Genomic DNA, 22,912 nt, shown 5'->3' on the forward strand with positions numbered 1-22,912 from the left:
CAGGTAAATGAGACGGTAAAATATGCCGGTCTGGGTCGGGTTCAAAACTTTAACCGCGGTCCAACAAGCCAACATCACCACCAGAATAGCCCAAAACGTGTTGCGAACTCTCATCCGGCGCGGTCGGGTTTCTCCAGGTTTCCGCCTGGGATGGATACATTATGAAGCACTTCTTGAATGATGGTTTCAGCGCTGATATTCTTCAGCCGCGCCGCCGGATCAATGATGATACGGTGGGCCAAAACAAAGCTCGCCAACCCCTTCACATCATCAGGCAGCACAAAATCCCGCCCATTGATCGCGGCCCGTACCTGTGCCGTCCGCACCAGGCTCAAACTGCCGCGTGGGCTGGAACCCAGGTACACATCGGTGTTGGTGCGCGTTGCCCTCACCAATTCCACAATGTACCTTTTCACTGGTGGTGACACGTAGACATATTTGACCATTTCCTGCATTTGCAGCACTTCTTCCAACGGTGCAACTTCGCTCAGGTCATTGATCGGGTGATTAATTTGTTGAAGCTCCAGGATATGCACTTCATCCGCAAGTGCCGGGTATCCTAGCCGCAACCGCATCAAAAACCGGTCTAACTGCGCTTCTGGAAGCGGGAAGGTGCCTTCATACTCAATCGGGTTTTGGGTGGCCATCACCAAAAACGGATCGGGCAAGCGGTGCGTCACCCCATCCACCGTGATCTGCCGTTCTTCCATCGCCTCCAATAATGCAGACTGTGTTTTGGGCGTGGCACGGTTAATCTCATCTGCCAGCACAATCTGCGCCATCAAAGGCCCCGGACGGAATTCAAACTGGCGCGTCACCTGGTTAAAAATGGACACACCCGTCACATCCGAAGGCAGCATATCTGGCGTGAATTGGATGCGGCTGAATTGACAGCCCAGGGATTTCGCCAGCGCGCGGCTGACCATGGTTTTTCCTACGCCGGGAACATCTTCCAAAAGCAAATGCCCCTGACAAAGCAGCCCCGTCACGATCAATTCCAGGGTGTCGCGTTTGCCAACAATCACCCGTTCCAAATTCTCAAGGATGCGGGAGCTAAAATCTTGAATGCGTTCAACATCCAGTTCCATAATCACTCCTCAGCTTCTTCGTTAGCGGCTTTCGTGTGCGCAGGATTATCCCCCATGTTATCACAAATATCAAACTGGAAAAAGTCACCCCAGCACCCCAATAGAAACTCGCCGGTTGATATCGGAAGGCAATCGTGTGCCGCCCAGCCGGCACTGCTGACGTCATGAACACCCCGTACGCCGGGTAGATTTGCTGCCATTTCCCATCCAGCTCGGCGCGCCAGCCCGGATAATGCACACTCGCCGCGGTCAGCCACCCATCCGTTTCTGCCTCATAGGTCACCAGTATTTGCTGCGCGCTTTTTTGTATTGTGAGATATTTGACTTTACCAGGATTGCACTCGCCAATCACTTCACGGCGATCCCCTTCCACAATCAACATGGGAAATTCGTTCACCACTTGCATCGCGCCCGTCACAGCCTTTTGCAGTTCATCCCTCGGAACCATCTGCGCGCAGCTGTGCCAATGCAGCCAATCACCCCCTTCCAAAGGCTCGTATCGTACCCCTAGAGGGGTGAACGCGTCCAGTTGTTCCACCGCAGATACATCGGCTGTGCGCAGCCAGCGCTTCAAAGCCTCGTCTGAAAGCCCCTCAGCAATTTCTTGCCAAATCATATACCGGGCCGGGACAAAGGGGTCAAAGTTACCCACCAGCGCCGCACCGTCCAAAAGGTTCAGATTCGGCAGCAAAACCGCTCGCACATGCCGAGGGTCCTCAATGGGTTGGTAATCCTCAAATCGCAGGAAACGTCGGAATTTGAGTTGGTATTCATCCTCCGGCGAAAGGTACACCCTCCCACCGCTGGGGATGTCTGATCGCTCTGCCATCGCATAAAAATGCTGAGGAACACTCGGAATCAAGTGCCGATTCGCCGTCCACAAATCCGCACCCACCCACAACACAACCCCTGCCATCCAAATCCACCGCCACCGCATACTGTTATGCGCCGTGGGATGAGTTAAGGTTAAAACACCCGCCCCCAACCCCCAAACACCCGCCAGGGCCGCCGCGCGGATGAACGATGGACTGACGTTGCCCATCATCATCCAGGCCGCGCCAGCCCCCAGGGTCACCGCAAAACCGCCCGCCGTCGCCAGCCGGGTCCAATACAGACCTTTGCCTGTCGGCCGTTTCCAAAGGTCGGTGCCCAATCCCGTCAGCATCGCCAGAGCAAACGCGGTCCACACCAAAAAGCGCGACGGCGCATTGAACATATCAAATGTCGGAACATGTTCAAACAAGAAGGGGAAGATGGGCAGGTTTTTCCCCAATCCCAATACAATCCCACCCACCGCAAACCCCCATAAAAACACCGTGCCTGTCCTTTTGGATGCGGCTCCCCCCTCTGCCGGCTTCTTCCACCCGCCCACCAGCGTGCGCAGGGCCAGCAGCAGCGGCAGCAGTCCCAGATACAGCGCGTCTTCCCAATAATTGGCATATCCCCAAAAATCGCCCGTGCCCGGATTGCCAAATAAATCCGGCGCCAATAAGGACAGCAGCCGCCACGGCCACAGAGAATAGGTCAGCGCCGTTTCATAATCCACCGCGGACGAGCGCTGCGATTGGAGCAAGAATTCTGCCGTCGGCACCAGCTGCACCGCCGCGATCATCCCAGCCAGCATGCCAGCCGCCAGGAACATTCCTGCCGCGCGGATCATCCCCAACGCTCTCTCGCTGCGCCACCCGCCCACAACCACCCATACACCCGCCAACATCAAAATATACCAGCTCAGCTGCGCATGCCCTGCCAAAAGCATCAGCGCAGTCGGCAGTACCAAAGACCATCTCAGCCAACTCAGCCTTTTTTCGGGGGTCTCTTCAGGGCTTCCAAACGGCGAGGCAATTCGGTTCGCCCCCAGGATCACAAAAGGCATCCACGCCCCAGCCCAAATCATGCTGAAAAAATTTACCCGCCCAATCCAATATTGCCCAAAAGCAAATGCCATCGCGCCCAGAACCTGCCCCAAAGGAGACACGCCCACAGCTTTCAGCAGCCGTATCATCCCCCACCCGCCCCACATCAGGTGCAGCACAATCAGCAGCGAAAAAGAATAAGCTAACGCCTCATTCCCACCCACAGCCGCAAACACAAAGGTGATCCAGGTGGGCGGGTAAAACAAGGCCGATTGATAATTCGCCATCAGCGGCGCGCCCATCCCATTCAGCGCGTTCCACAGGGGCAATTCCCCTCCCAGCAGCATCTGCCAGGCATGCGCCCGCCAGGGGATAAACTGAAGTCCCGCAGTGCCCCAATACAGTACCTCTCCACCCACCAGCAGCCTTGCAAAAAGCAGGATAGGCAAGATCAGAATAGGCACAACGGTGAGGGGCAGTCGATGTAAACGCTTCATGGTGAATATTCCACAGCATACAGGGTATATCCCTCCACCTCAGCCAGTTCCGTCAGCCAGGGGAGATTTTTTGCGGCGCCTCGTCCCGCATCGTTGGGTGTAAACAACACGTGCGTCACCCTCTGGGCCGCCAGCCATTCCAGGTCGCCATTCGCCGGATCTGCGAGAAAAGTCTCGACCTTCGGGCGCAGTTCGCGCAGATGGGCGCTTTCAGGTCCGTGCCCAATCAACGTAAATTGCGGCGTCCAGGCCGGCAGCGCATTCGAAGTATCGTATTCCGCCAGAATCACCGCGTCCTTCGGCAGCAGTTGGCGAATCTTCAGAAACATCGCTGTTTCGGGGCCGGGGCGAAACACCGGCGGCCGCACTGCCCCAACCGCCAGGCCGCCGCCCGCCAGCAGAATCACCGCCGGGATAAATAGGGTCACCCCCACAACCCGGGCTGCCCGTTGAATTCGGACGGAGGTTCGCAGATAACCAAGCAGTGCCAACACCACACACGCTGCCCAACCTCCCTCCGTCAGCCTTCGCTGTAAATCATACGGTAGGTATGCCGCAGGGATGAACACCGCTGCCCAGAGAAGAAAAAATACACCCGTTCCATTTCGTTCTCGAAGTACAGCCCGTCCACCCCAGATCGCCAAGGGGATCACCGGCGCATAAGCCAGGAAATAATCACTCAGCGGCGGGGAAGTGATCAAATTTTGTTGAGCCCACACCCTCAAGTATGGGTCCGTCAGAAAACATACTCCTGTATAAATCACCAAAGGCGCTGCGAAAAGCCCCAACCAAAGCGCCGTACGCAGGAACCGCCGCAAATCCCAGGCCCAGTTCGCCAGGCGTGCAAACATTAGCCTTCCTGCGCCGTATAATCCCACCACACCCATGCCGATCATCAGGCTTTGCGGCTGCATCAGTCCCGCCAGGAGCCAGCTGATGCCCGCCCCCATTCGTTCTTTCAGCAGCACATCCTCTTGCTCACTTTTCAGAAGGACGTACAGCCCCCAAAATAAAAAAGCCCGCTCCCACACCAAATGGGGCAATCCTAAGACTGACAAAAATCCGAAAGCCTCCGGGGAATAGAACTCCAGCGGAGTCCGCTCCTGCCACAGCACCTGCATCCCAAACGGCGCCAGCCAACCAAGTCCCCCGCCCGCCATCACCAGAGCCGCCCCCACCCACCGCACTCGCTCAGAAGGAAAGAACAATGAGAATAACCGCTCCAGCACAAAGGCCAGGGCAAATATCCCCACAATGCGGAACAAATGGAACAGCACCACCAACTGCACATGCTGTCCGGGGATCGAGGTCAATTTTCCTAACAGCAAATAAGGCAAAAATGCCAAAAAGCCAGTTTGCGGCATATTGGTATAAGGCGTGCGAAACAGCCAATCCCCTTCTGCACCTCGCAGCATTTTGGCGATGTACGAGTTACCGTCTTCCACCCCAAAGACAAAGCCGGTGAAGCGCGCCTCGCCTTCCTGAGCGAAACCCAACAGATACGGCAAGGTCGTTAGAATCGCCAGGGCCACCGCCAGAAGCACCCATCCGCGCCGCGCTCTATCCATTCCCAGGCTCCTTCCGCGTGACCATCAACCCAAACACCGCGCCCGCCAAACTCAAAATCGAAATCACCCCACCCGCATAAACCCATGTTGGCCGGTACACCCATTGAACAGTATGTGTGCCGCTGGTCAGCTTTACACTCCGAAAAACCCCTTCCGCTGTCTTCTCTTCTGCCGCCGCACCATCCACAATCACCTGCCACCCCGGGTAATCCATCTCCGAAATCACCAACAGTCCTGGGCCTTGCACTTCCAGCCAGATTTGGTTCGGCTCGCGGCGGACCCACCGCACGGCTTTGCTGCCCGCGGTGCAGTCGGGGGATTCCGCGCTCTCCACCCACGCTCGCGGGCAGGCCAGAGTGTTTTCATAAATCCAGGTCGTCCCGATCACCCGATCCAGAATCAACCCTTCCGCGTCCAAAGGATATTCCGCTGCCACATAGCGTACGTTCAAACGGCCCAGGCGTTCTGCATTCGGTGTATAAAACCGGTTCGCCGCAGCCGGTTCTCCCTCCGCAAACGGCGGAAGAGTGACCCCGTAGCGGCTTCGCGGCACACCGCTAGCCGAGTCAAAAAACTCCGCGTAGGCGTCCCACTGCAGTGGGTCCACCCCATCTGCCAGTTCCAGGCGATAAGCCGCGGCGCTGTGCTGAGGAATCGAATACGAGGGGGAGTAAATTCGAAAAATTCCCGGTTTCGCCGCCAGATACTGCGCTGCCGCGGCCCCTTCTCTCGCCACCTCTATCTCAGTGCGGTAGCGCATCAGGCTGCGCTGATTAAGCAGCAGGTCGCCCAAAATCACCAGGAAAACGATTCCCAACCAGGGTAAAGGACGAATTTTTCCATAGAGCCGCAGAAAAATCAGCAGCGCGCAAACAATGCCCAACACCCCAGCCCAAACAAAAGCTGCTGGCACAGGCCGCACCGCGGCTGCCATCCCCAGTCCAAACACGCCCAAAGTCCCACCCCAGGCTGCCAGGGTTAGATTTAACCAACGGCTCTTGTGTGGAGGCTCCATCAGCAAACCGCTCAGGCCGATTGCTGCCAATACGATCACCGCCAGATCTGCGAAAAATAAAGCCCGCGCCGGCACGCGCAGCAAATTCAACCCCGGCAGCTCCCCCAAAACGCGCGCCAATGGCAGCCGGTCGCCTAATGAAAACATTAACGCAAAAACATAAACTGCCGCCCAAATCCATTTTTGCCGCTGGTTCGATTGCGAAAACACCCCCACCCAGGCCAGAAAAACTGCCATGATTCCAGGGTAAAAAATCCACTCCGCATACCCGCCGAAATTGGGCACCACCAGGTTCAGCAGCCTTCCCGGTTCCAGTGAAAACGCCAACCGGTCCGCGCCAGACATCGCAGCCCGCGTGGACAACCGCGAATACTCACCGAGCGGCAGCAAAACCGCCGCCGCAGCCGCCGCTGCCAATCCCACCTGCACACTTGCCCCCTTCGCCAGAACCCAGGCTGCATCCAAAACCGCTTTACCTCCTGCTTTCCGGCTTGAGGTAATGCCTTGAAGCGCGCTCCAACCGTACATCACCGCCATATAAAGCCCGCAGTATGCTGCCCAACGCACATCCGCCAGGGCGGCCAGCCCCAACCCCATCCCCACCATCAAATTAGGCTGCCAGTGAAAACGAGCCTGCCCGCGAGCCTGCTCCACCCATTCCATCAGCCACGGAGTCCAACACACCGCCCACACCAGGGTCAAATGGCCCGCCCCGATGTGCGCCGCCACCTTGGGCATCAGCACAAACAGGCATGCGCCCACCCACGCCGCAATCGGGTTAGCCGTCGTACGCCGGACCAACCGTGCCGTCCCCCACCCGCCCAACAGCAAATGCAGTCCGCTGACCAGGTGATAGCCAAACGGCAAGGGCAGTACCCACAAAAGCCACGCGGGCGGATAAAAAAGGCTGCTCAACGGGTTAGCCGAAAACGGGTATCCGCTCAGAATCAGCGGCGACCACAACGGCACAACTCCCCAGCGAGCCAGACTTTCGCGAATCCACATGAAATTCGGGTGGTGGCTGATGGTCAAATCAGAATAATTCCCCTGAAACGGATATGCAAACCCATCCGCTCCGATGAAGAGGGAGGCAGCGCACATGCCGATCAAAACAACGGGAAGAATCCGTTCAATCTGTCGAGTTTTCATCACGGTTCGACGCGGTAAATACTGACGTTGTCTTGTTGATAGACGGCCGTCAGCGGTAGCGTATCAATCCCTGAAAGCTGTCTTTCGCGCGGGCCCCAAAATACCAGTGTCGCCCCAAGCTCCCGCGCCGTATTCATTTCCTCGCCCGGGGCTGCCAAAAAAGCGGCTAAGGCTCTCTGCTTGGTTTCTGCAAACGTCGTCTCGTATGGATGGCCATACACCACTCGCCGCCCCGTTTGCCCAGGCAGGATCATGCCGATATCCTCGCTGGCCAAAATCACGCTGTCCGCCGGACTGTTTGCAGCCATCCATCGCATGGCTGCCTGTTCACTGGTCTGAAGGTACAGCTTCGGGGGGTGCTGGTACGCCCCCAGAATGCTTGCCAGCAAAATCAGAACATTGGTCATAATCGAGGTGATCAGCACACCGTTCCGAATCCAACGTGTCTTTTTCCGCGCCGCCAGCTGTGCTGCTGTCCCACCCGCCAGCACTGCCAGGGGAATATATAATCCTAACAAAAACCGGCGCTGCAAATTAAAGGGCAATATTGAAAGCAGGATCCCCGCCGCCACCCAAATTACCACAGGATCCTGCAACAGTTCGCTCAAGCTCTTCCGTCTCCGCCAAACAGCCATACCTGCCAATACCAACACGGGGGAGAAGGATACCACCACATCCCAGGCCGGGGGTGAAAGAGTCACATTTTGTTGGTTCCACTGCGCCAGCTCAGGGTGAGTCAGAATTTGCAGGTACTGTCCCACGAGCGCCAGCCCTCCAGGCACACAGCTCGCCAGCACCGCCAACCAGGGGACCTTCTGCCGAAACACCAACCGCGCTGATATCCCAATCGCTTGGATGGTGCACAGGACCACCACCCCAAAAGGCATGATCAACGCCAATGCCGCACTCAAAGCCGCCGCTGCCGCTGCTTCGCCAATACTGCTAACGCGTTCTGCTTTTTGGATCAAAATCAATAACAATGCCAGTCCGATGGGGAAGTGCGGGTTTACAAAAGCTGAGAAAAAGGGATATGCCTCTGCCACCCACATATCTGCCGTAAATGCCCCGCCCAGGCTCGCCAGCCACCCTAGCCCCGCACCGAACAAGCACAATGCGAAGGTAAATTCCAGCCTGCCCGCTGTAGTCTTCTCATGGTAACGTTCCACAAATCTGCGCAGGGTCAGCGCCAGCGCCAGCGCCCCCGCCAAACGGGCTGCGTGAAAAACCAGCCACAGCGGTGCATGCAATATTCGGGCGATGTGCCCAAGTGTCAGGTAAAAAACAAATAAAAAGGAGCCTTCGCCCGGCTCCGCCGTGAACGGTAACCGAAATAACCATTCACCCGCTGCCCCTTGCTGCATTTTTGCAAAGTAGGAGTTGCCGTCCAAGGGGTTAATCAAGAACCCGACAAAAACCCAATCCGACCCCGCCGCTGCCCATGCCATCAAATAAGGCAGTGTGAGGATCGTCAAAAACACGCCTGTCACAACCCAAAAGACCTTCCCTCGCATACGCTCAACCACCTTTCTTCTCAAAGTATACAGGGAAATGAAATACCCAACAAACCGGATCTATGCTGAAAATATTGCCCCTTCCCATCCGCCCCCCATTTGCACATCAAATAGTATAATTTTTACATGAATCAAGCTGCCCTTCTCTTCCAACTCCAGGTCGTTGACAGCGAAATCGAACGCTTGCAGGCTCGCATCGCCGAAATTGACGCAGCGATCGCCGCTGACCAGCAGATTGCTCAGGCAGAACAAGCCCTCGCCGATTCTCGCAAAGCCAATCAGCAGGCCGCGCACGCCTTGCGGGCAGTGGAGGAGAACGTCAAATCCCTCCAGATCAAAATTTCCACCTCCGAGGCCAACCTGTACGGCGGCAGGATCAAGAATCCCAAAGAGCTGCAGGACCTCCAAAGTGAAATATCATCTCTCAAAAAGCGTTTGGCCGCAATTGAAGATGAGCAGCTCACCGCGATGGTCAGCCTGGAAGACTCCGAAGCGGGCGAGAAAAAAGCCTCCGAGAATCTCACCCTGGCTCGCGGTCAGGCAGCCAGCCGCCATGCCGAAATGTTAGGCGAAAAAGATCAGGCCGAGCAAAAAATCAGCCGCCTGAACACCGAAAGAAACGCCCACCTCAGTTCGCTGGACCCATCAACCCTGGAAATCTACCGTACTTTGCGCAAACAAAAGCGCGGGGTTGCCGTGGTCAGCGCAGCGGATGGTGCCTGTTCAGCCTGCGGTGCTGAGCTTCGACCAGCCGAATTGCAGGCAGCGCGTTCTCCCCAAGGGTTAGCCTATTGCAGCACATGCGGCCGCATTCTGTACGCAGGGTAAATCATGCGATTCTTAGCGGATTTCAGTTTCGATCAAATCTCCTTTTGGCTGGGTTTCCTGGCAGCCTCCCTGGTGTGGTGGATTTTTATGCGCTCCCGCCGCCACCTGCCCGGGATCAAGAAATACGTCCAGCTTAAACTCGAACAGGCTCGCGAAAGAAACCGCGCAGGGGTCAGTGCATATTTTCGCCAGGAAGCCCTGCGCCGTGCCCAACGCCAACACATTGCCCGAGGCCTTTTCCCCCTGGAAGAAATTCTCATCCCTCCCAGGCTGTTCATCCCTCCCTCCTACATTGAACCCCAGGCGGAAAACCAGCCCGAGGGTCTTGCTGCTCAAATTGTCCCCTATTTGCCAGATTGGCCCGAATTCTTAGCGCCTTTCCATTACCCATCGCTGACCCCCGCTCAGGCTTTGGAACACGGTATCCGCCTCGCCATCGTCGCCCCACCCGGCGGGGGCAAATCCGTCGCCCTGGCCGATCTGGCCCTCCACCTCGCCCGCAAAGATACCCAGGTCGCCAACCTCGACCGCCGCTTCCCCATCTATCTCCACGCCCATGAGATCAGTTGGGCTGTGGATCCAAAAGAGGCTTTCACCAGTCTGGTGAAAGCAGCCGCACGGCAGGTTCCGGCTTTTGTCGCCAACCGCGTATCCCATTTCCTGCACGAAGTCTTCACAGAAGGTCGGGCCGTCCTGCTGATTGACGGCCTGGATGAACTCCCCTCCACAGCAGCTGAAAACGCCTCTCGGGCATTGGGGCAGTGGTGCCTCACCTTCCCCCAGTTATTCATCGCCGTCACCGCCAACCCGGATGAGTTGGACGGTCTGGTCAGTCTGGAATTCTTCCCCCTGGCGGTAGCCCCCTGGACGTACGAAGAACGTAGAATCTTCGCCATGCAGTGGCAGGAACGCTGGATCAGCCGCATTTTGCCTGAAGTCAATAAACGCTTGGGCATTTCCGGCGTGGATCCCGATCTGCTCGCCCATTGGATCCTCGACCGCACTAGCGACACTCCCTTGGAATGGACGCTGAAAGTCTGGGCAGCCACAGCCGGCGACATGATCGGCCCAGGGTACCAAAACGCCATGGATGCCTTCATCCTGCGCACAGCCCACCCCAAGCTTCCCCGCCAGGCATTGGCGCGTCTCGCCTATCAATTCTTCCAGAGTGAATCGCCAACCCTGCCTTTCTCCCAGTTAGAATCCATTCTTGGCAAATTAAAAATCACCATCTCTGCGGGCACTGAGGATGAATTTGCCCCCGTTAGTACAGCAAAGCCTGCGAAAAAGAAGAAGCAGAAAACCACCCGTGTTTCCTCTGGTGGGATGGCTCTCGATCAATCCATCCAAAACGGTCTCTTTGCCGAATTCCCCGGCGAACAAATCGCCTTTATTCATCCGGTCATCGCTGGTTATCTTGCGGGAGAAGCAGAGGACCAGGAATTTGAACTCTGGATCAAAGAAAGCTCTGCTTGGCCGGTACAGCAATCCCTCTTGGCTTTTCAAGCCGCTCGCGACCTGCCCTTGCACTACATCACCCGCACCTTACAAGACCCGCCGACTCCCCTGCATGTCCATCTTTTGCGTCTGGCCCGCTGGCTCAAGTTCACCCGGCCCAACGCTTCCTGGCGTGCCCCCGCCATGCGTAAATTGTTAAACAGTCTGTATGATGACAGCTTGCCGTTCAGCATTCGAGCAAAATGCCTATGCGCAATTTTGCAGTCCAGCGACCCATCCTTGCCCACCCTCATCAAGCAGCTGCTAACAGCGCCCTCCGCCGTCTTGCGCCAGTTGGTCATCCTGGGCGCGGGCGTACTCGGTGACTCATCCTTGCTCAGCCCCGTCCTGGATCGCTACGCGGATCAAGAAGAAGGCGTGCGCATCGCTGCCTGCCTGGCCGTGTCTGCCATCGGCGGAAAAATGGCCGCCGACACCCTGATGGAAACCCTCCTGCACGGGGATGATGCCCTTCGCCAGGCCGCTGCCGAGATGCTGGCTGCCGCCCCTGGCGGCCACGACATCCTTCGCGATGCCGTCAACAGCACCGATCTTCTCACCCGCCGCGCAGCCATCCTGGGTCTCACCTATGTCAACGAAGACTGGGTGAAAGTCATGTTGGAAAAAATCGCCATCGAAGATGGCCAATGGGTGGTGCGCAACGCAGCGGGTCAGGTTTTGGAAATGCAGCGCGGCGAAAACCATCTGGCCCCCAGGCCGCTTCAGCCGCCCAGCGAATCTCCCTGGCTCATCACCTATGCCAGCCAGCAAGGGCAAGGCATCTCTCCGGGCACTGAAGCGGACGATTTGCTCTTGCACGCAGTTGGCTCCGGTAGTCCCGATGAAAAAGTGCGCGCTTTGCAATACCTGCGCACCAAACCCTCCCCCGAAGTCGCCCAGGCCGTCACCGACCTGCTGAAAACCTCTGACCCGCGCGTGCGCGAAGCCGCTGCCTATGCTCTCTGGCAGATCCATTCTGCCTCAGCCAGCCGACAATAAAAAAGCCGCCCGGATCGCAAAATTCGGGCGGCTGTCTTTTCCAAACCAAGCTATGATAATTTTTCGATAATCTTTGACTGCACCGTGCCTGTGTCCAACCCCGTCACGGTCACCAGCTTGTCCAACCCGCTTTTGCCAGCGACGATATCCAGGCGCGCCACATCCACCCCCAGAACTCCCGCCAGAAAGTCTAACAGGCTGTTGTTCACCAGGTCATCGGTGTCCGCGCTCGTCAAGCGCACTTTGACGGTTCCGTCGTTCAGGATTTCAGTAATCTCATTTTTTCGCGCGCGCGGAGTAACGCGAATCGCCAGAGCTGCGCCCCGCTGTCCGTTATGCAGTCGGTATTTCCGTGGATCATCCATAGTTACCCCAGTCCTCGCAGTAGGCTGACCAGCAAAAATTCAACAATTTGAACCAAAATCACCAGAATCAACGGGCTGAAATCAATCCCTTGAATTGGGCGAACCAATTTCCGAATGGGGTCCAGCATCGGGTTGGTAAACCGGCCAATAATGACGCGCACGTTATGATACGGAGGCAGAAAATACGAAAGGACAATTTCTGCTAAAACCAGCAGAAAGATCGCCCTGGCCAACAGATTGATAAACGTGATGAGATAAACGACCATGCTTCTATTATACCCAACTTCCTCAAGGAGTCTTATAAATTCGCGGCCCAACGATGGCGGTTCCCAGGCGCACTAAAGTCGCCCCTTCCTCAACTGCCACCGCATAATCCATGCTCGTTCCCATAGACAACTCATCCCAACGACATTGTGGGTATCGGTCCTGAAGTTTCATCTGAAGCTGCTTTACTCGTCGAAAAAATGGCCGGACGTGTTCCGGGTCTTCATCCAGCGGCGGCATGGTCATCAATCCGCGCATTTCCAGATGAGGCAGACGCAGAATGTCTTCAACCGTCAGGAAAAAAACCGCCTGGTTGTCTGCATCCCAACAAGGCAGCCCAAATTTACTTTCCTCTCCGCTGACGTTCACCTCCAGCAGCACCGGCAGTTTTTTGCCGGTCTCCGCCAGTCGCCGCTCCAACTTTTCTGCCAAAGACAAACTGTCTAGCGATTGCAGCATAGCAAAATGATCCGTCACGATCTTGGCCTTGCGGCTCTGCAAATGGCCAATCATGTGCCATTCCACCGCCTCACCGCGCAGATCCTCAATCTTGGCCAGGCTTTCTTCGGGATAATTTTCACCCAAAAGGGTCGCACCTGCCCGAACTGCGGCACGCACCGTTTCAATGGGTTGCGATTTGGTCACAACCACCAGGCGCACCCCGTTCACCGGTCGGTTTACACGGCTGCAGGCAGCTTCAATCTGCGCTTGCGCCTTGGCCATATTGGCGCGAATCAGTTCTACCCGATCTTCCATCCCTTTTCGCCTCCATACTCAATCTGCCAGCGCCAGAATCGCCCCCAGGCGGCCAGTCCGCCCTTTTTCCGCTCGATGAGAAAACCACAATTCCACATCGCAAGCCGTGCACATCTGGCTGGTTTCTATCATGCCCACACCTGCCTCAGCCAGCGTCAGACGGTTTGCTTTCCATAAGTCGAGATGGGTTTTTCCATCTACACCCAAAAGCAGCTCCCCGGCCTCCATCCCAAACGCGCCCTGCACCTGCCGGATCACATCCTCACCCACCGCGTAATGATCCGGCCCAATCGAAGGCCCAATCACCGCTCGCAGGTCTCCTGGTTTGCAGCCGTAATGCGTTCTCATCGCCGCCACAGCCGCCGCAGCGGCTTTTTTTACCGTACCTTGCCACCCTGCGTGCGCCAACGCCGCCGCATGCCGAACCGGATCATACAAAAAGATCGGCACACAATCCGCAAAGCGCATAAACAGGGTCACATCTGGGGAATCCGTCAGGATGATATCTGCTTGTTCGTGAGGAGCATCTAACGGCCGCGGCAGTCGCGAAGCCCTGGCCTCCACCCCGTGCACCTGCCAGACATCAAAAACGCTTTCAACCCTTCTTCCTAGGGCGGCAAAGATCCTGCGTCGGTTCTCAATCACATGGGCGCGTTCATCCCCCACCGTTCCCCCCGTGTTTAATGACGCCCACGGCTCCGGGCTGACGCCCCCTTTACGTGTAAAAAAGCCGTGAATCACCCGTTCCGTAGGCAGGCTGTCAAAAGTCAGAAAATGAACTCCGTCCGGTGACTCATGAAATTTCATGCGCTTGCGCCTTAATCTGGGGTTCAATTTGTTCCCAAACTGCCTGCTTGCGCAGCATCATCCGGTAGGTTTCCCGCATAGCATCCTCGATCATGGGGAAAATATACCATGCGGTGGTGAGTCCAAACAAAACGCCGGTAAATGTGCGCAGGAAGGGTGTGCTTTCACGGAAAATATTCAGGTTAAAGGGCAGCTGCATCTCCGTCAACCCAGGCAGCTGCGACAGCCCATCCAGCCCTATCGGCCCCAGACCAATAATCACCCATACCAGCCACGGGATCACCTTAATCTTCCGCCCTGTGATGGCAAAAAGCACCGCAAAAACCACCATCGCACCGTAAATTGCCACATCTCGCTGGCACAAAGCCACTTTATAGCCGAGGCGCTCATTGCCAACAAAGCGCCTGGCGTTCCATAAATCCACCGTGCTTTCACCGGCTAATTCTTCGTAGGTAACAACATTCTTCATTCCGGCAAGCTCCCGCGGATAATACGGCTGTTCGCCAAAAAGGAAGAAGGATCGAAATGCAAATTGGTGGCAAAGAGGACTGTAGATCGTATAAATGACCTGCGCAGGCCCTTTGGCCCCGATTTTCATCAATGTGGGGGCCAAAAACGGCAGGCCCGTATACAGACCCAGGAACAAAATCATGAAAAGCATGTAATTCTTACTGAACCACAGCGAAAACCGGTCTGACCCCGTCATCTTGGGCAAGCGAATATTGGCTTTTTGGGCTTCATTTTGCGTTTCCAAACGCGTCAAGCGGTCTTTTGCCGCCCCAAAAGCCACCACCAGTTCTTGCGAGGTAATCGGCCACTTGAGTCGGTAAGGGCCAATTTCCACCATTGGCACAGCGTGATGATACGTCTCTTGCAGCACCGGCTCGCGGGTGATGTCCACTGTCAGCACATGGTGCGGAAATTCCTCATTCAACGCAGCCAAATCCGCTGCAACCTGATCTGCTTCCTGGCTTTCAGGTTTTCGATAAAGCGTAACAAGTATCATGGCTGCACTCCAATTTTTGCCAGATAATCTGTAAATAATTGCCGGTTCAGCTCACCCACATGCTGCGCGCGCAAAACGCCTTCCGCATCCACAAAAAAAGTCGTTGGCAATCCTCTCACCATCAACTGTTTTTGCATTTCCTTATTTTCATCCAAAAGAATCGGGAATGTCAGCCCCACCGACTCTGCAAATTCTTCAGCCGTCTCCCGGCCCTCCTCCGGGTTCACCGCCAGAATCACAAATTCTTCTGGCCGTTCGGAAAATACTGCCTGAAAAACGGGCATTTCTTTCTTGCAGGGTTCGCACCACGACGCCCAAAAATTAATCACCACCGGCATCCCGCGAAAATCGCTCAGTCGAACCTTCTCACCATCCAGCCGTGTCAGCTCAAAATCGCCGATCGGCAGGCCGCGTTCTGGGGCACGCTGCCGTCCCGTTCCGCTGCCAGTTTCACGGGGAGTCAGGCTAGGAGCAAGAATCCCCCAGCCAATGATGCCGCCCAGCACAAATCCAATCAAGAGGATGAACGCGATTTTCTTCACGCCCTGCACCCATCACAGGCCCAGGTCAATCCAGGGCGCCCATTGTGCAAGCTGCTGAAAAGTCCCCAAAAAGAGCAGAACACCCACGATCACCATCACCACACCCATGCCCACTTCCACGTAGTGCATTGCCTTGCGGTATTTCCGCAAGATAAAGGTTACCCACCCAATCCCCAGCGCAGCGATCAAAAAAGGCACTGCCAGGCCCAGAGAATACACAGCCAGCAGCAGCACGCCCTGCCCCAGCGACTCACCGGTGGCCGCCAGCGTCAAAATCACCCCCAGGGTCGGCCCCACGCAGGGCGACCAGCCAGCCGAAAAGAAAATTCCCATCAAGAAAGAGGAGAAGTAGCTGCGCCGCTGATCCAGGCGGGTCTGCGGGCGCAAGTCATATTCCAAAAATGGGATCCGGAAAATGCCGGTCATATGCAGGCCAAACAGGATCACCACCACACCGCCAATTTTTGCCAGAATCGGCGTGATGTTGTACATGAGCTGACCCAAAAGAGAAGCCACCAACCCCAGGCTGATGAACACCAGGCTGAAGCCCAGAACAAACGCGAATCCATGGAAAAACGTATTCAGCTTATCCTGTGCTGCACTGCGCTGGCTCACCGCCGCCGCCGAGCGTCCGCTCATGTAACTGACGTACGCAGGGACGAGAGAAAACACACAGGGGGATAAGAAGGAAGCCAGTCCAGCCAGGAATGCAAGACCCAGAGATACAGTCATTGGGCGCAGCCTTTCAGTGAGAACAAATCATGCCTCAATCACCCGTACCACCGTGCTCGGCTGAGGCCATTGAATGGTGATATCGCCAGGGTCCCACCCAATCTGCGGGGCTGTCCAACGAAACACCCATTTTGAATCTTCCGGTAAGCAGTTGACACACCCATGCGAGCGCGGTGTGCCGAAGTCGTTATGCCAAAAAGTCGAGTGGATCGCCACGCCCTCGCCCACAAACAAGGTCGTCCAGGGAACCCCCAGGGTATCCCACCCTGATTCGGTAGATCCGCCTTGCATGTGAAAGGAGATCGCCTTTCGCCAGATCAGATGATCCCCCAACGGGGTGGCCCAGGTGTTCACCGCTTCGCCCGCCGCGTTAAACTTGCCGCCTGATGAAATCCGGCAGAAAAACACCTCGCGGTTATCCTCATAGCAAGACAGAATCTGGTGATTCAAATCCACTACCACCAGTTTATTTTCCACGTCGGGATTAATCGGCTCCACTTCTTCGACCGTTAGCGGCCGGAAGGCCTCTGCTGCACACCAGAAACTGTCCAACCCATACCGCTCCGTCACATGATACAGCACCTGCCCCTGATCGTTCTTACGCACATCGTCAATCCACAGGATCTGGCTGTAATACAGGCGCGGCCTTTCCACGCTTTGCAGCCAGGGGGAATTCGGCGGGCTTTTCAGATAAATATCCACATACGGGACGGTAACCTCCGCCCACATGCCCTTGCCCAGGTTGCTGGTCGGCAGGTCAAAAACAGGCTGGTTGGGTCGGTTCCAAACCGGCTGCACCGACGGCGCGTATAAGTAGCCGTTGGGGGTTTCCACCCAGCGTTTACTGAACACCCCACCCGGGGCCTCTCCGATCACCTCGCGCAGCCAAACCACCACCGAATCTTCATACAGCTTTTCAACAATGGGCGCCTCAGGGTGCGGGCGCGTCCGCAAATTGATCCAGCCGCCTGTGCAGTTGCGCCCCAGCCGCTCGGCATCCGGCCATTCAGCCGCCTGCTGCGTCCATTTAAGCCAGGGTTGGGCCGCCAGCATCCCAGCGCCAAAGATAGCCCCCTTGATAAATTCACGTCGTGTGTACCGTTTTCGATTCATAGGACAAAGATAATAGGAAAAACCGCCTTTGTCAACCTCGCTATTTGTTCGTGTCAAAGCTGGTGGGGATGCGCTGCTTCCGGATCATCTGCTGAATTGCTTCAATCTCCGGTCCCCATAAGGCGTCCCCGGCTTGGTACGGCACCTCTTTGCGGATCGCCTCCAGCGCCGCCTGCGTGCCAGCCCCCAACTGCCCATGGGGGTACTGGCGAAGCCGCAAATCTACCGCCCTTGCCGCCGAATACAGCTCAATCGCCAGCACATGCGTGGTATTGTCCACAATCTGCCGCGCGTGCCGCGCTGCCGTCATGGCGTTCGCGTTGTGGTCTTCCTGCTCACCCGATGTCGGCAGGGAATGGACGCTGTCGGGCGTGGCCAGGGTTTGGTTTTCCAAAACCAGACTGGCCGCCGAATATTGCGGCATCATCAAGCCCGAATTCAATCCCGCCGCGTCCATCGAGTCCACCAGCATGGGCGGTAAACCGCCGTTGAGTTTCCCATCCGTCAATCGAAAAACCCGCCGTTCCGAGATCGCCGCCAGCTCGCTGATTGCGATTCCCAGATAATCCATCACCATTCCAATGGGTTCGCCGTGGAAGTTGCCCCCTGAGATAGCCACATCCGGATCAAAGATCAGCGGGTTGTCTGTGGCGGCGTTGATTTCACGCTCCACGATCTTTTCCACAAATTCCAACGTATCCCGTACCGGGCCTTGCACCTGTGGAGCGCAGCGCAGCGAATACGCATCCTGTACGCGCCCGGCTTTGTCCAGCAGCGTGCTGCCTTCCACCACCGAGCGTAAATGCGCCGCGGTTTCCATCTGCCCCACTTGCCCGCGGGCAGCGTGAACCCGCTCATCGAAGGCTGCCGAACACCCCAACAAAGCCTCCAGGCTTAAGCCCAAAGCCACATCTGCCACCTCAACCAGGTAGCGGCTGTCTTCCACCGCAAAGGCTGCCAGCGCCGCGCAAAAGGTAGCACCGTTATTCATCGCCAGGCCTTCTTTCGGCCCCAGGATAATGCGCTCAATACCCGCTTCGCGCATCGCCTGTTTACCGCTCATCACCCGGCCCTCAAATTCCGCCAGCCCCGATTCTTCCTCACGGTCTTCTTCATCCGTTGTCAGTACCAGAGCCATATGCGAAAGCGGCGCAAGATCGCCAGAGGAGCCCAAAGACCCCTGCGAAGGAATCACCGGGGTCACCCCCGCGTTGATCATCGCCAGCAGGGTTTCCACCACAACCGGCCGCACCCCTGAAAAGCCTTTCACCAGGGTGTTCGCCCGCACCAGCATCGCCGCACGCACCACCTCGGTGGGCAGCGCCGGGCCGGTTCCAATCGCATGGCTCAAAATCAGATTTCGGCTCAAGCGTGCCGAATCTTCCTGGGGAATACGCTTATCCGCAAAAATGCCAAACCCTGTGTTAATCCCATACACCGGGGCGCCTTTTTGCAGGATCTCTTGCAGCCGCCGGTGAGATTCGGCGATTTGCCGTCTGGCTTGTTCGCTCAGACCCACCTTCTCGCCCAATCGGGCTGCGCGCACGATCTCTGCCAACGTCAAATGAAAGCCGTCCAATAGGATCATAGCTGTTCCTCTAAAGAAGAATAAACCCAAGCAGCACCGCGGCCACCGGCACCGTGATGTTATCAATGTCCGCGAAGGGGAATGACTCCACGAGCGTGCCCACAAAAGCAATCACCGTTACCGGCAGTATAAATCGTGAAAACGGCCCCGCAAAAACCCCCGCGTTCACATACAATGCCAGCACGCCCAGGGCAAACACCCATCCCCCCAAAAACATAGCTGCCGATCCCGCCCAGGATTTATTCGCCGACCAGGGCAGCCGTGTCCCCCCCATACGCTTGCCCAAAATATCGGCCAACCCATCCCCCCCGCACAGCAGCATCAATGCAATGATGCCGATGGGTGAATCCAGCCAAAACCACAAAGTCAACACCACGAAGACAATGCCGTAAAACAACGGCCCGCGCAGAATCTCTCGCCGGTCGCCGTGCCGCGACATCGCGTCCACTGCCGCCTGATCTTTCATCAGGCCTAAACCGACCATCGCAAATTGAATGGTAATGCTCAGAGGAACCAGGGCGGCCAGCCAGCGCGCATACCACACATCCGGAAACAGCAGCCAGCACAAAACAAAGATTGGACCAGTTCCCATATGGATGATCTTTCGGCTCAATGGGCCGCTAATCCACCCTCGGTGAGCCAGGAAATCGTTCAGCCGAAGCCAGAGCAAAGCCATCAGAAAAGTGATTACCAGTGCGATCCAGACGTTTCCCAGCATTATTCACCTGTCAGAAGTAGATTAGCGGATCCGCTCTCGCCGTTCGATTTCGCGATCCATGTCTTTCTTGGCTAAATCCTGCCGCTTGTCGTACAGCTTTTTGCCTTTGGCCAGCGCAATCTCCAGCTTGGCCCTTCCATCCTTTAAATAAATCCGCACCGGCACGATGGTCACCCCTTTTTGCCGCACCGTATCCCAAAGTTTTCGGATTTCGCGCTTGTGCATCAAAAGGCGCCGGTCGCGCACAGGGTCATGATTGTAACGGCTGGCAGGGTCATACGGCGCGATATGCGCCCCTACCAGCCATACATTTTCGCTGTCCGCGCGCACATAGGCCTCAGATAGGCTCACCTGGCCCGCCCGAATCGATTTAATTTCACTGCCTTGCAGGGAAATTCCCGCCTCAAAGTGCTCTAACAGGAAATATTCAAAATTGGCTTTGCGGTTGGTTGCGATGACTTTGATGCCCATGCGACCATTTTAACACATCTACCCCCAGCGGAGAATGGCACTGCCTGCTAATAATCGTCCAATCCCAAAGATCAACAGCGCTCCCGCCATCCCCACAGCCTCGCCCACCAGTGGGCCGCCCAACGAGCCAATTAAGATCGCCCCGTTCGCCAGAAGGTGATACCAGGCCAGATACGCGGGTTTATCTCCGGCGGGAACTTTCTCGAGTAAATAATTAATGTAAGCCACATTCACCACCGACCAGGCCAGCCCGCCCGCCAACGACGTGATACTGAACACCATCAGCGTCTTGCTGAAAATCAACAAAACCGGGTAAAGGCACAAAAGCGCCACCCCCGCCCCTGTCATTTTCTGATTCCCCCAGCGCCCTACCATCCGGCTGCCAAACAACGAGCCGATAAATACCGTCACGTAAAACAAGCCGTTGCCCAAGCCAATCACCTGGTCGCTCAGTTTTAGCGTATTCACCATATAAATAGGGAAGATCGGGATCGCCAGATATTGAAAAAGGTGAAAAAAGAAAAACAGCAGCAGCGTCCGCCGGAACGGCCCGCCCAAAATGTCCACTCGAAGCATTTGCTTCAAGTTCAGAAACACACTGCGCCGAGAGGTTCCGCTCGCTGCCGCAGTTGGGCTGACCGGGATCGTTTCTTTGGGCCGCACAAACCACAGTTCCACCGAACTCATTGCCGCGCCCACAAAGCCAATCGCAAAAACAACCTGATAGCCTACGGGGAAGGCCATGTTATCCAATAACTGCCCACATACGATGGTGGAAACGATTGTCGTCAAGCTAAAAAAGGCGTTGCGTACACCGCTGACGTAGCTGCGCCATTCCACTGGAACCGCTTCGGCAAACAATGCATTGAACCCGATGTTCAACACCACCGCCGGCACACTCATTAACAGAGTCGCCCCAATGATCACCCACACCTGAGTCAAATTGTCAAAAAAGAACGGCAGGAACGGAAAGAACAGGTAAAATCCGCGGTGCAGCACCGATCCCCAAAACACCCCTTGGTGTACCGACCGTTTCTCCAGCCAGCGCCGCGCAGCAAACGTAAAAATCAACGCCACCACCGCCGGTGCCGCCCCAATAAATCCAATCTGCCCCGAGCTCGCCCCCAGGCGCGTGGCATAGACAGTCAAAAAGGCCAGGATGCTGCCGTTAAGCACCCCAAACCAGCTGATATCCCAATATAGATGTTTAAATACCGCCCGATATTCTTCCGGAACTGGCCGGGACGGACGAAAAGGACGCAGGATCGTAGAAAACAAGTTTTGCATTAAGCTTTACCCAATTTTGGTCATTCCACAATTGCTTGAGTATAATTTGAATCCATGCAAACGAAAACCTTTTCGAACTTACAACTTAAAGACGAATTTCTCCTCGACCCTGAGGTGATCTTCCTCAATCACGGTTCCTTCGGCGCCACACCTCGCCCGGTCTTTGATAGCTATCAAAACTGGCAGCGCCGCCTGGAAGCTCAACCGGTCAAATTCTTAGGTCGTGACGCCGGCTCCCTCCTGGCCAAATCCAGAGCCTCCCTCGGCCGCTATCTGGGCACCCAGGCAGACCAGTTGGTCTACGTCACCAATGCCACCACCGGCCTCAACATTGTGGCCCGCAGCCTGGCCCTGAAACCCGGTGATGAGGTACTGACCAGCGATCACGAATACGGCGCGCTGGATCGAACCTGGAAATTCCTCAGCAAGCAGCTCGGCTTCAAGTACATCAACCAGCCCATTCCCCTCCCCCTCACCTCCCCAGCAAAATTTGTGGAAGACTTTTGGGCCGGCGTCACCCCCCAAACACGGGTTATCTTCCTCAGCCACATCACCTCACCCACCGCTGTCATCTTCCCCGTGGAAGAGATCTGCCAGCGTGCCCGCCAGATGGGCATTCTAACCATCATCGACGGCGCGCATGCCCCCGGCCAGATTCCCTTAACCCTCGATCAATTAGGCGCGGATTTCTATTCCGGCAATCTCCACAAATGGCTGTGCGCCCCCAAAGGCTCCGCCTTTCTCTACGCCCGTCCCGAAGTCCAGCATCTCATCCAACCCCTCATCGTCAGTTGGGGCTGGGAAAGCGAAAACCCGGGCATCTCCCAATTTGTGGACTACCTGGAATGGGCCGGCACCCGCGACATTTCGGCCTTCCTGGCGGTTCCCGATGCCATCAGTTTCCAACTGGCTCATTCCTGGGACGCTATTCGTGCTGAATGCCACCTTTTAGCCGCCAACACCCAAAACGAAATTGCCCGCCTCACCCGGCTGTCCCCCCTGCACAGCCCGGATCCCTATTGGTTCATGCAGATGGCTTCCTCTCCCCTTCCGGCTAACCTCGATCCGCTCTGGCTCAAAGAAGCCCTTTACGACCGTTTTCACATCGAGGTCCCTGTCATGAAATGGAAAGATCAGGTGCTGATCCGCTATTCTTTCCAGGCGTACAACAGCCTGGCCGATTCAGAGGCGCTCATTCAAGCTCTTGAAAGCCTTCTCGCCGAGAAAGCGTCCCCGCATTCAGTTGCCCCTTAAG

20 protein-coding genes are annotated in these 22,912 nt (G+C 56.3%); 3 read left to right on the forward strand and 17 right to left on the reverse strand.

The window, feature by feature from the left end; translation table 11 throughout:
• Nucleotides 1–110 precede the first annotated feature (110 nt).
• The 5 genes from ADN01_RS06505 to ADN01_RS06525 are packed head-to-tail and all read right to left on the reverse strand — an operon-like array spanning nucleotide 111 to nucleotide 8,684.
• Nucleotides 111–1,088 (reverse strand): AAA family ATPase, encoded by a 978-nt coding sequence (locus tag ADN01_RS06505; RefSeq protein WP_062418480.1) that lies wholly within the window; start codon nucleotides 1,086–1,088, stop codon nucleotides 111–113.
• Nucleotides 1,072–3,441 carry a YfhO family protein gene (locus ADN01_RS06510; protein WP_062418481.1) on the reverse strand — a complete coding sequence of 790 codons (2,370 nt, stop codon included), beginning with the start codon at nucleotides 3,439–3,441 and terminating at the stop codon, nucleotides 1,072–1,074. Before ADN01_RS06510 ends, ADN01_RS06505 begins: the two co-directional genes overlap by 17 nt.
• Nucleotides 3,438–5,009: a hypothetical protein gene (locus tag ADN01_RS06515; RefSeq protein ID WP_075071023.1), complete on the reverse strand. Its 1,572-nt coding sequence runs from the start codon at nucleotides 5,007–5,009 to the stop codon at nucleotides 3,438–3,440. The genes ADN01_RS06510 and ADN01_RS06515 overlap by 4 nt, the downstream gene beginning before the upstream one ends.
• On the reverse strand, nucleotides 5,002–7,173 hold the full coding sequence (locus ADN01_RS06520; RefSeq protein WP_147239054.1) for a YfhO family protein: 2,172 nt from the start codon (nucleotides 7,171–7,173) through the stop codon (nucleotides 5,002–5,004). The genes ADN01_RS06515 and ADN01_RS06520 overlap by 8 nt, the downstream gene beginning before the upstream one ends.
• Nucleotides 7,173–8,684 carry a hypothetical protein gene (locus tag ADN01_RS06525; protein WP_062418487.1) on the reverse strand — a complete coding sequence of 504 codons (1,512 nt, stop codon included), beginning with the start codon at nucleotides 8,682–8,684 and terminating at the stop codon, nucleotides 7,173–7,175. The genes ADN01_RS06520 and ADN01_RS06525 overlap by 1 nt, the downstream gene beginning before the upstream one ends.
• Nucleotides 8,685–8,810: 126 nt before the next feature.
• Between ADN01_RS06525 and ADN01_RS06530 the strand changes: the two genes are divergently transcribed.
• Both ADN01_RS06530 and ADN01_RS06535 read left to right on the forward strand, forming a co-directional pair.
• Nucleotides 8,811–9,512 carry a zinc ribbon domain-containing protein gene (locus ADN01_RS06530; RefSeq protein ID WP_062418488.1) on the forward strand — a complete coding sequence of 234 codons (702 nt, stop codon included), beginning with the start codon at nucleotides 8,811–8,813 and terminating at the stop codon, nucleotides 9,510–9,512.
• A gap of 3 nt (nucleotides 9,513–9,515) precedes the next feature.
• On the forward strand, nucleotides 9,516–12,008 hold the full coding sequence (locus ADN01_RS06535) for a HEAT repeat domain-containing protein (RefSeq protein WP_062418489.1): 2,493 nt from the start codon (nucleotides 9,516–9,518) through the stop codon (nucleotides 12,006–12,008).
• A gap of 50 nt (nucleotides 12,009–12,058) precedes the next feature.
• On the opposite strand, the gene ADN01_RS06540 is transcribed toward ADN01_RS06535, so the two are convergent.
• The 12 genes from ADN01_RS06540 to ADN01_RS06595 form a co-directional block, all read right to left on the reverse strand.
• Nucleotides 12,059–12,373: a DUF167 domain-containing protein gene (locus ADN01_RS06540; RefSeq protein WP_062418490.1), complete on the reverse strand. Its 315-nt coding sequence runs from the start codon at nucleotides 12,371–12,373 to the stop codon at nucleotides 12,059–12,061.
• Between the two features lie 2 nt (nucleotides 12,374–12,375).
• Nucleotides 12,376–12,639 carry a YggT family protein gene (locus ADN01_RS06545; protein WP_062418491.1) on the reverse strand — a complete coding sequence of 88 codons (264 nt, stop codon included), beginning with the start codon at nucleotides 12,637–12,639 and terminating at the stop codon, nucleotides 12,376–12,378.
• Nucleotides 12,640–12,661: 22 nt separating this feature from the next.
• Nucleotides 12,662–13,393 carry a YggS family pyridoxal phosphate-dependent enzyme gene (locus ADN01_RS06550; protein WP_062418492.1) on the reverse strand — a complete coding sequence of 244 codons (732 nt, stop codon included), beginning with the start codon at nucleotides 13,391–13,393 and terminating at the stop codon, nucleotides 12,662–12,664.
• A gap of 18 nt (nucleotides 13,394–13,411) precedes the next feature.
• On the reverse strand, nucleotides 13,412–14,200 hold the full coding sequence (pgeF, locus tag ADN01_RS06555; RefSeq protein ID WP_075071024.1) for a peptidoglycan editing factor PgeF: 789 nt from the start codon (nucleotides 14,198–14,200) through the stop codon (nucleotides 13,412–13,414).
• The gene (locus tag ADN01_RS06560) at nucleotides 14,187–15,206 is read right to left on the reverse strand and encodes a DUF2085 domain-containing protein (RefSeq protein WP_062418494.1); all 1,020 of its coding nucleotides are present in this window, start codon (nucleotides 15,204–15,206) and stop codon (nucleotides 14,187–14,189) included. The genes pgeF and ADN01_RS06560 overlap by 14 nt, the downstream gene beginning before the upstream one ends.
• Nucleotides 15,203–15,748 (reverse strand): TlpA family protein disulfide reductase, encoded by a 546-nt coding sequence (locus ADN01_RS06565; RefSeq protein ID WP_160318392.1) that lies wholly within the window; start codon nucleotides 15,746–15,748, stop codon nucleotides 15,203–15,205. Before ADN01_RS06565 ends, ADN01_RS06560 begins: the two co-directional genes overlap by 4 nt.
• Nucleotides 15,749–15,760: 12 nt before the next feature.
• Nucleotides 15,761–16,480 carry a cytochrome c biogenesis CcdA family protein gene (locus tag ADN01_RS06570; RefSeq protein ID WP_062418496.1) on the reverse strand — a complete coding sequence of 240 codons (720 nt, stop codon included), beginning with the start codon at nucleotides 16,478–16,480 and terminating at the stop codon, nucleotides 15,761–15,763.
• A 27-nt stretch (nucleotides 16,481–16,507) separates the two neighbouring features.
• Nucleotides 16,508–17,593 carry a L,D-transpeptidase gene (locus ADN01_RS06575; protein WP_082142805.1) on the reverse strand — a complete coding sequence of 362 codons (1,086 nt, stop codon included), beginning with the start codon at nucleotides 17,591–17,593 and terminating at the stop codon, nucleotides 16,508–16,510.
• Nucleotides 17,594–17,633: 40 nt separating this feature from the next.
• Nucleotides 17,634–19,181 (reverse strand): histidine ammonia-lyase, encoded by a 1,548-nt coding sequence (gene hutH / locus ADN01_RS06580; RefSeq protein WP_062418498.1) that lies wholly within the window; start codon nucleotides 19,179–19,181, stop codon nucleotides 17,634–17,636.
• A gap of 10 nt (nucleotides 19,182–19,191) precedes the next feature.
• Nucleotides 19,192–19,773 carry a diacylglycerol/polyprenol kinase family protein gene (locus ADN01_RS06585; protein ID WP_236690981.1) on the reverse strand — a complete coding sequence of 194 codons (582 nt, stop codon included), beginning with the start codon at nucleotides 19,771–19,773 and terminating at the stop codon, nucleotides 19,192–19,194.
• A 147-nt stretch (nucleotides 19,774–19,920) separates the two neighbouring features.
• On the reverse strand, nucleotides 19,921–20,370 hold the full coding sequence (gene smpB, locus ADN01_RS06590; RefSeq protein ID WP_062418500.1) for an SsrA-binding protein SmpB: 450 nt from the start codon (nucleotides 20,368–20,370) through the stop codon (nucleotides 19,921–19,923).
• A gap of 18 nt (nucleotides 20,371–20,388) precedes the next feature.
• The gene (locus tag ADN01_RS06595) at nucleotides 20,389–21,657 is read right to left on the reverse strand and encodes an MFS transporter (RefSeq protein WP_062418501.1); all 1,269 of its coding nucleotides are present in this window, start codon (nucleotides 21,655–21,657) and stop codon (nucleotides 20,389–20,391) included.
• Between the two features lie 54 nt (nucleotides 21,658–21,711).
• On the opposite strand from ADN01_RS06595, the gene ADN01_RS06600 reads away from it, so the two are divergent.
• Nucleotides 21,712–22,911, forward strand: coding sequence for an aminotransferase class V-fold PLP-dependent enzyme (locus tag ADN01_RS06600; protein WP_062418502.1), 1,200 nt, complete (start codon nucleotides 21,712–21,714; stop codon nucleotides 22,909–22,911).
• Nucleotide 22,912 lies beyond the last annotated feature (1 nt).

Origin of the sequence: Levilinea saccharolytica (assembly GCF_001306035.1) — a bacterium.
Taxonomy (GTDB): Bacteria; Chloroflexota; Anaerolineae; order Anaerolineales; family Anaerolineaceae; genus Levilinea; species Levilinea saccharolytica.

Excerpts from the sequence above, each read along its gene's own strand:
- ADN01_RS06560 (WP_062418494.1), bottom strand. The coding sequence starts at position 15,206 with ATGATACTTGTTACGCTTTATCGAAAACCTGAAAGCCAGGAAGCAGAT.
- hutH (WP_062418498.1), bottom strand. The coding sequence starts at position 19,181 with ATGATCCTATTGGACGGCTTTCATTTGACGTTGGCAGAGATCGTGCGC.
- ADN01_RS06545 (WP_062418491.1), bottom strand. The coding sequence starts at position 12,639 with ATGGTCGTTTATCTCATCACGTTTATCAATCTGTTGGCCAGGGCGATC.
- ADN01_RS06585 (WP_236690981.1), bottom strand. The coding sequence starts at position 19,773 with ATGGGAACTGGTCCAATCTTTGTTTTGTGCTGGCTGCTGTTTCCGGAT.
- smpB (WP_062418500.1), bottom strand. The coding sequence starts at position 20,370 with ATGGGCATCAAAGTCATCGCAACCAACCGCAAAGCCAATTTTGAATAT.
- ADN01_RS06510 (WP_062418481.1), bottom strand. The coding sequence starts at position 3,441 with ATGAAGCGTTTACATCGACTGCCCCTCACCGTTGTGCCTATTCTGATC.
- ADN01_RS06505 (WP_062418480.1), bottom strand. The coding sequence starts at position 1,088 with ATGGAACTGGATGTTGAACGCATTCAAGATTTTAGCTCCCGCATCCTT.
- ADN01_RS06570 (WP_062418496.1), bottom strand. The coding sequence starts at position 16,480 with ATGACTGTATCTCTGGGTCTTGCATTCCTGGCTGGACTGGCTTCCTTC.
- ADN01_RS06525 (WP_062418487.1), bottom strand. The coding sequence starts at position 8,684 with ATGCGAGGGAAGGTCTTTTGGGTTGTGACAGGCGTGTTTTTGACGATC.
- ADN01_RS06530 (WP_062418488.1), top strand. The coding sequence starts at position 8,811 with ATGAATCAAGCTGCCCTTCTCTTCCAACTCCAGGTCGTTGACAGCGAA.
- ADN01_RS06515 (WP_075071023.1), bottom strand. The coding sequence starts at position 5,009 with ATGGATAGAGCGCGGCGCGGATGGGTGCTTCTGGCGGTGGCCCTGGCG.
- ADN01_RS06600 (WP_062418502.1), top strand. The coding sequence starts at position 21,712 with ATGCAAACGAAAACCTTTTCGAACTTACAACTTAAAGACGAATTTCTC.
- ADN01_RS06550 (WP_062418492.1), bottom strand. The coding sequence starts at position 13,393 with ATGGAAGATCGGGTAGAACTGATTCGCGCCAATATGGCCAAGGCGCAA.
- ADN01_RS06520 (WP_147239054.1), bottom strand. The coding sequence starts at position 7,173 with ATGAAAACTCGACAGATTGAACGGATTCTTCCCGTTGTTTTGATCGGC.
- ADN01_RS06535 (WP_062418489.1), top strand. The coding sequence starts at position 9,516 with ATGCGATTCTTAGCGGATTTCAGTTTCGATCAAATCTCCTTTTGGCTG.
- ADN01_RS06540 (WP_062418490.1), bottom strand. The coding sequence starts at position 12,373 with ATGGATGATCCACGGAAATACCGACTGCATAACGGACAGCGGGGCGCA.
- ADN01_RS06575 (WP_082142805.1), bottom strand. The coding sequence starts at position 17,593 with ATGAATCGAAAACGGTACACACGACGTGAATTTATCAAGGGGGCTATC.
- ADN01_RS06595 (WP_062418501.1), bottom strand. The coding sequence starts at position 21,657 with ATGCAAAACTTGTTTTCTACGATCCTGCGTCCTTTTCGTCCGTCCCGG.
- pgeF (WP_075071024.1), bottom strand. The coding sequence starts at position 14,200 with ATGAAATTTCATGAGTCACCGGACGGAGTTCATTTTCTGACTTTTGAC.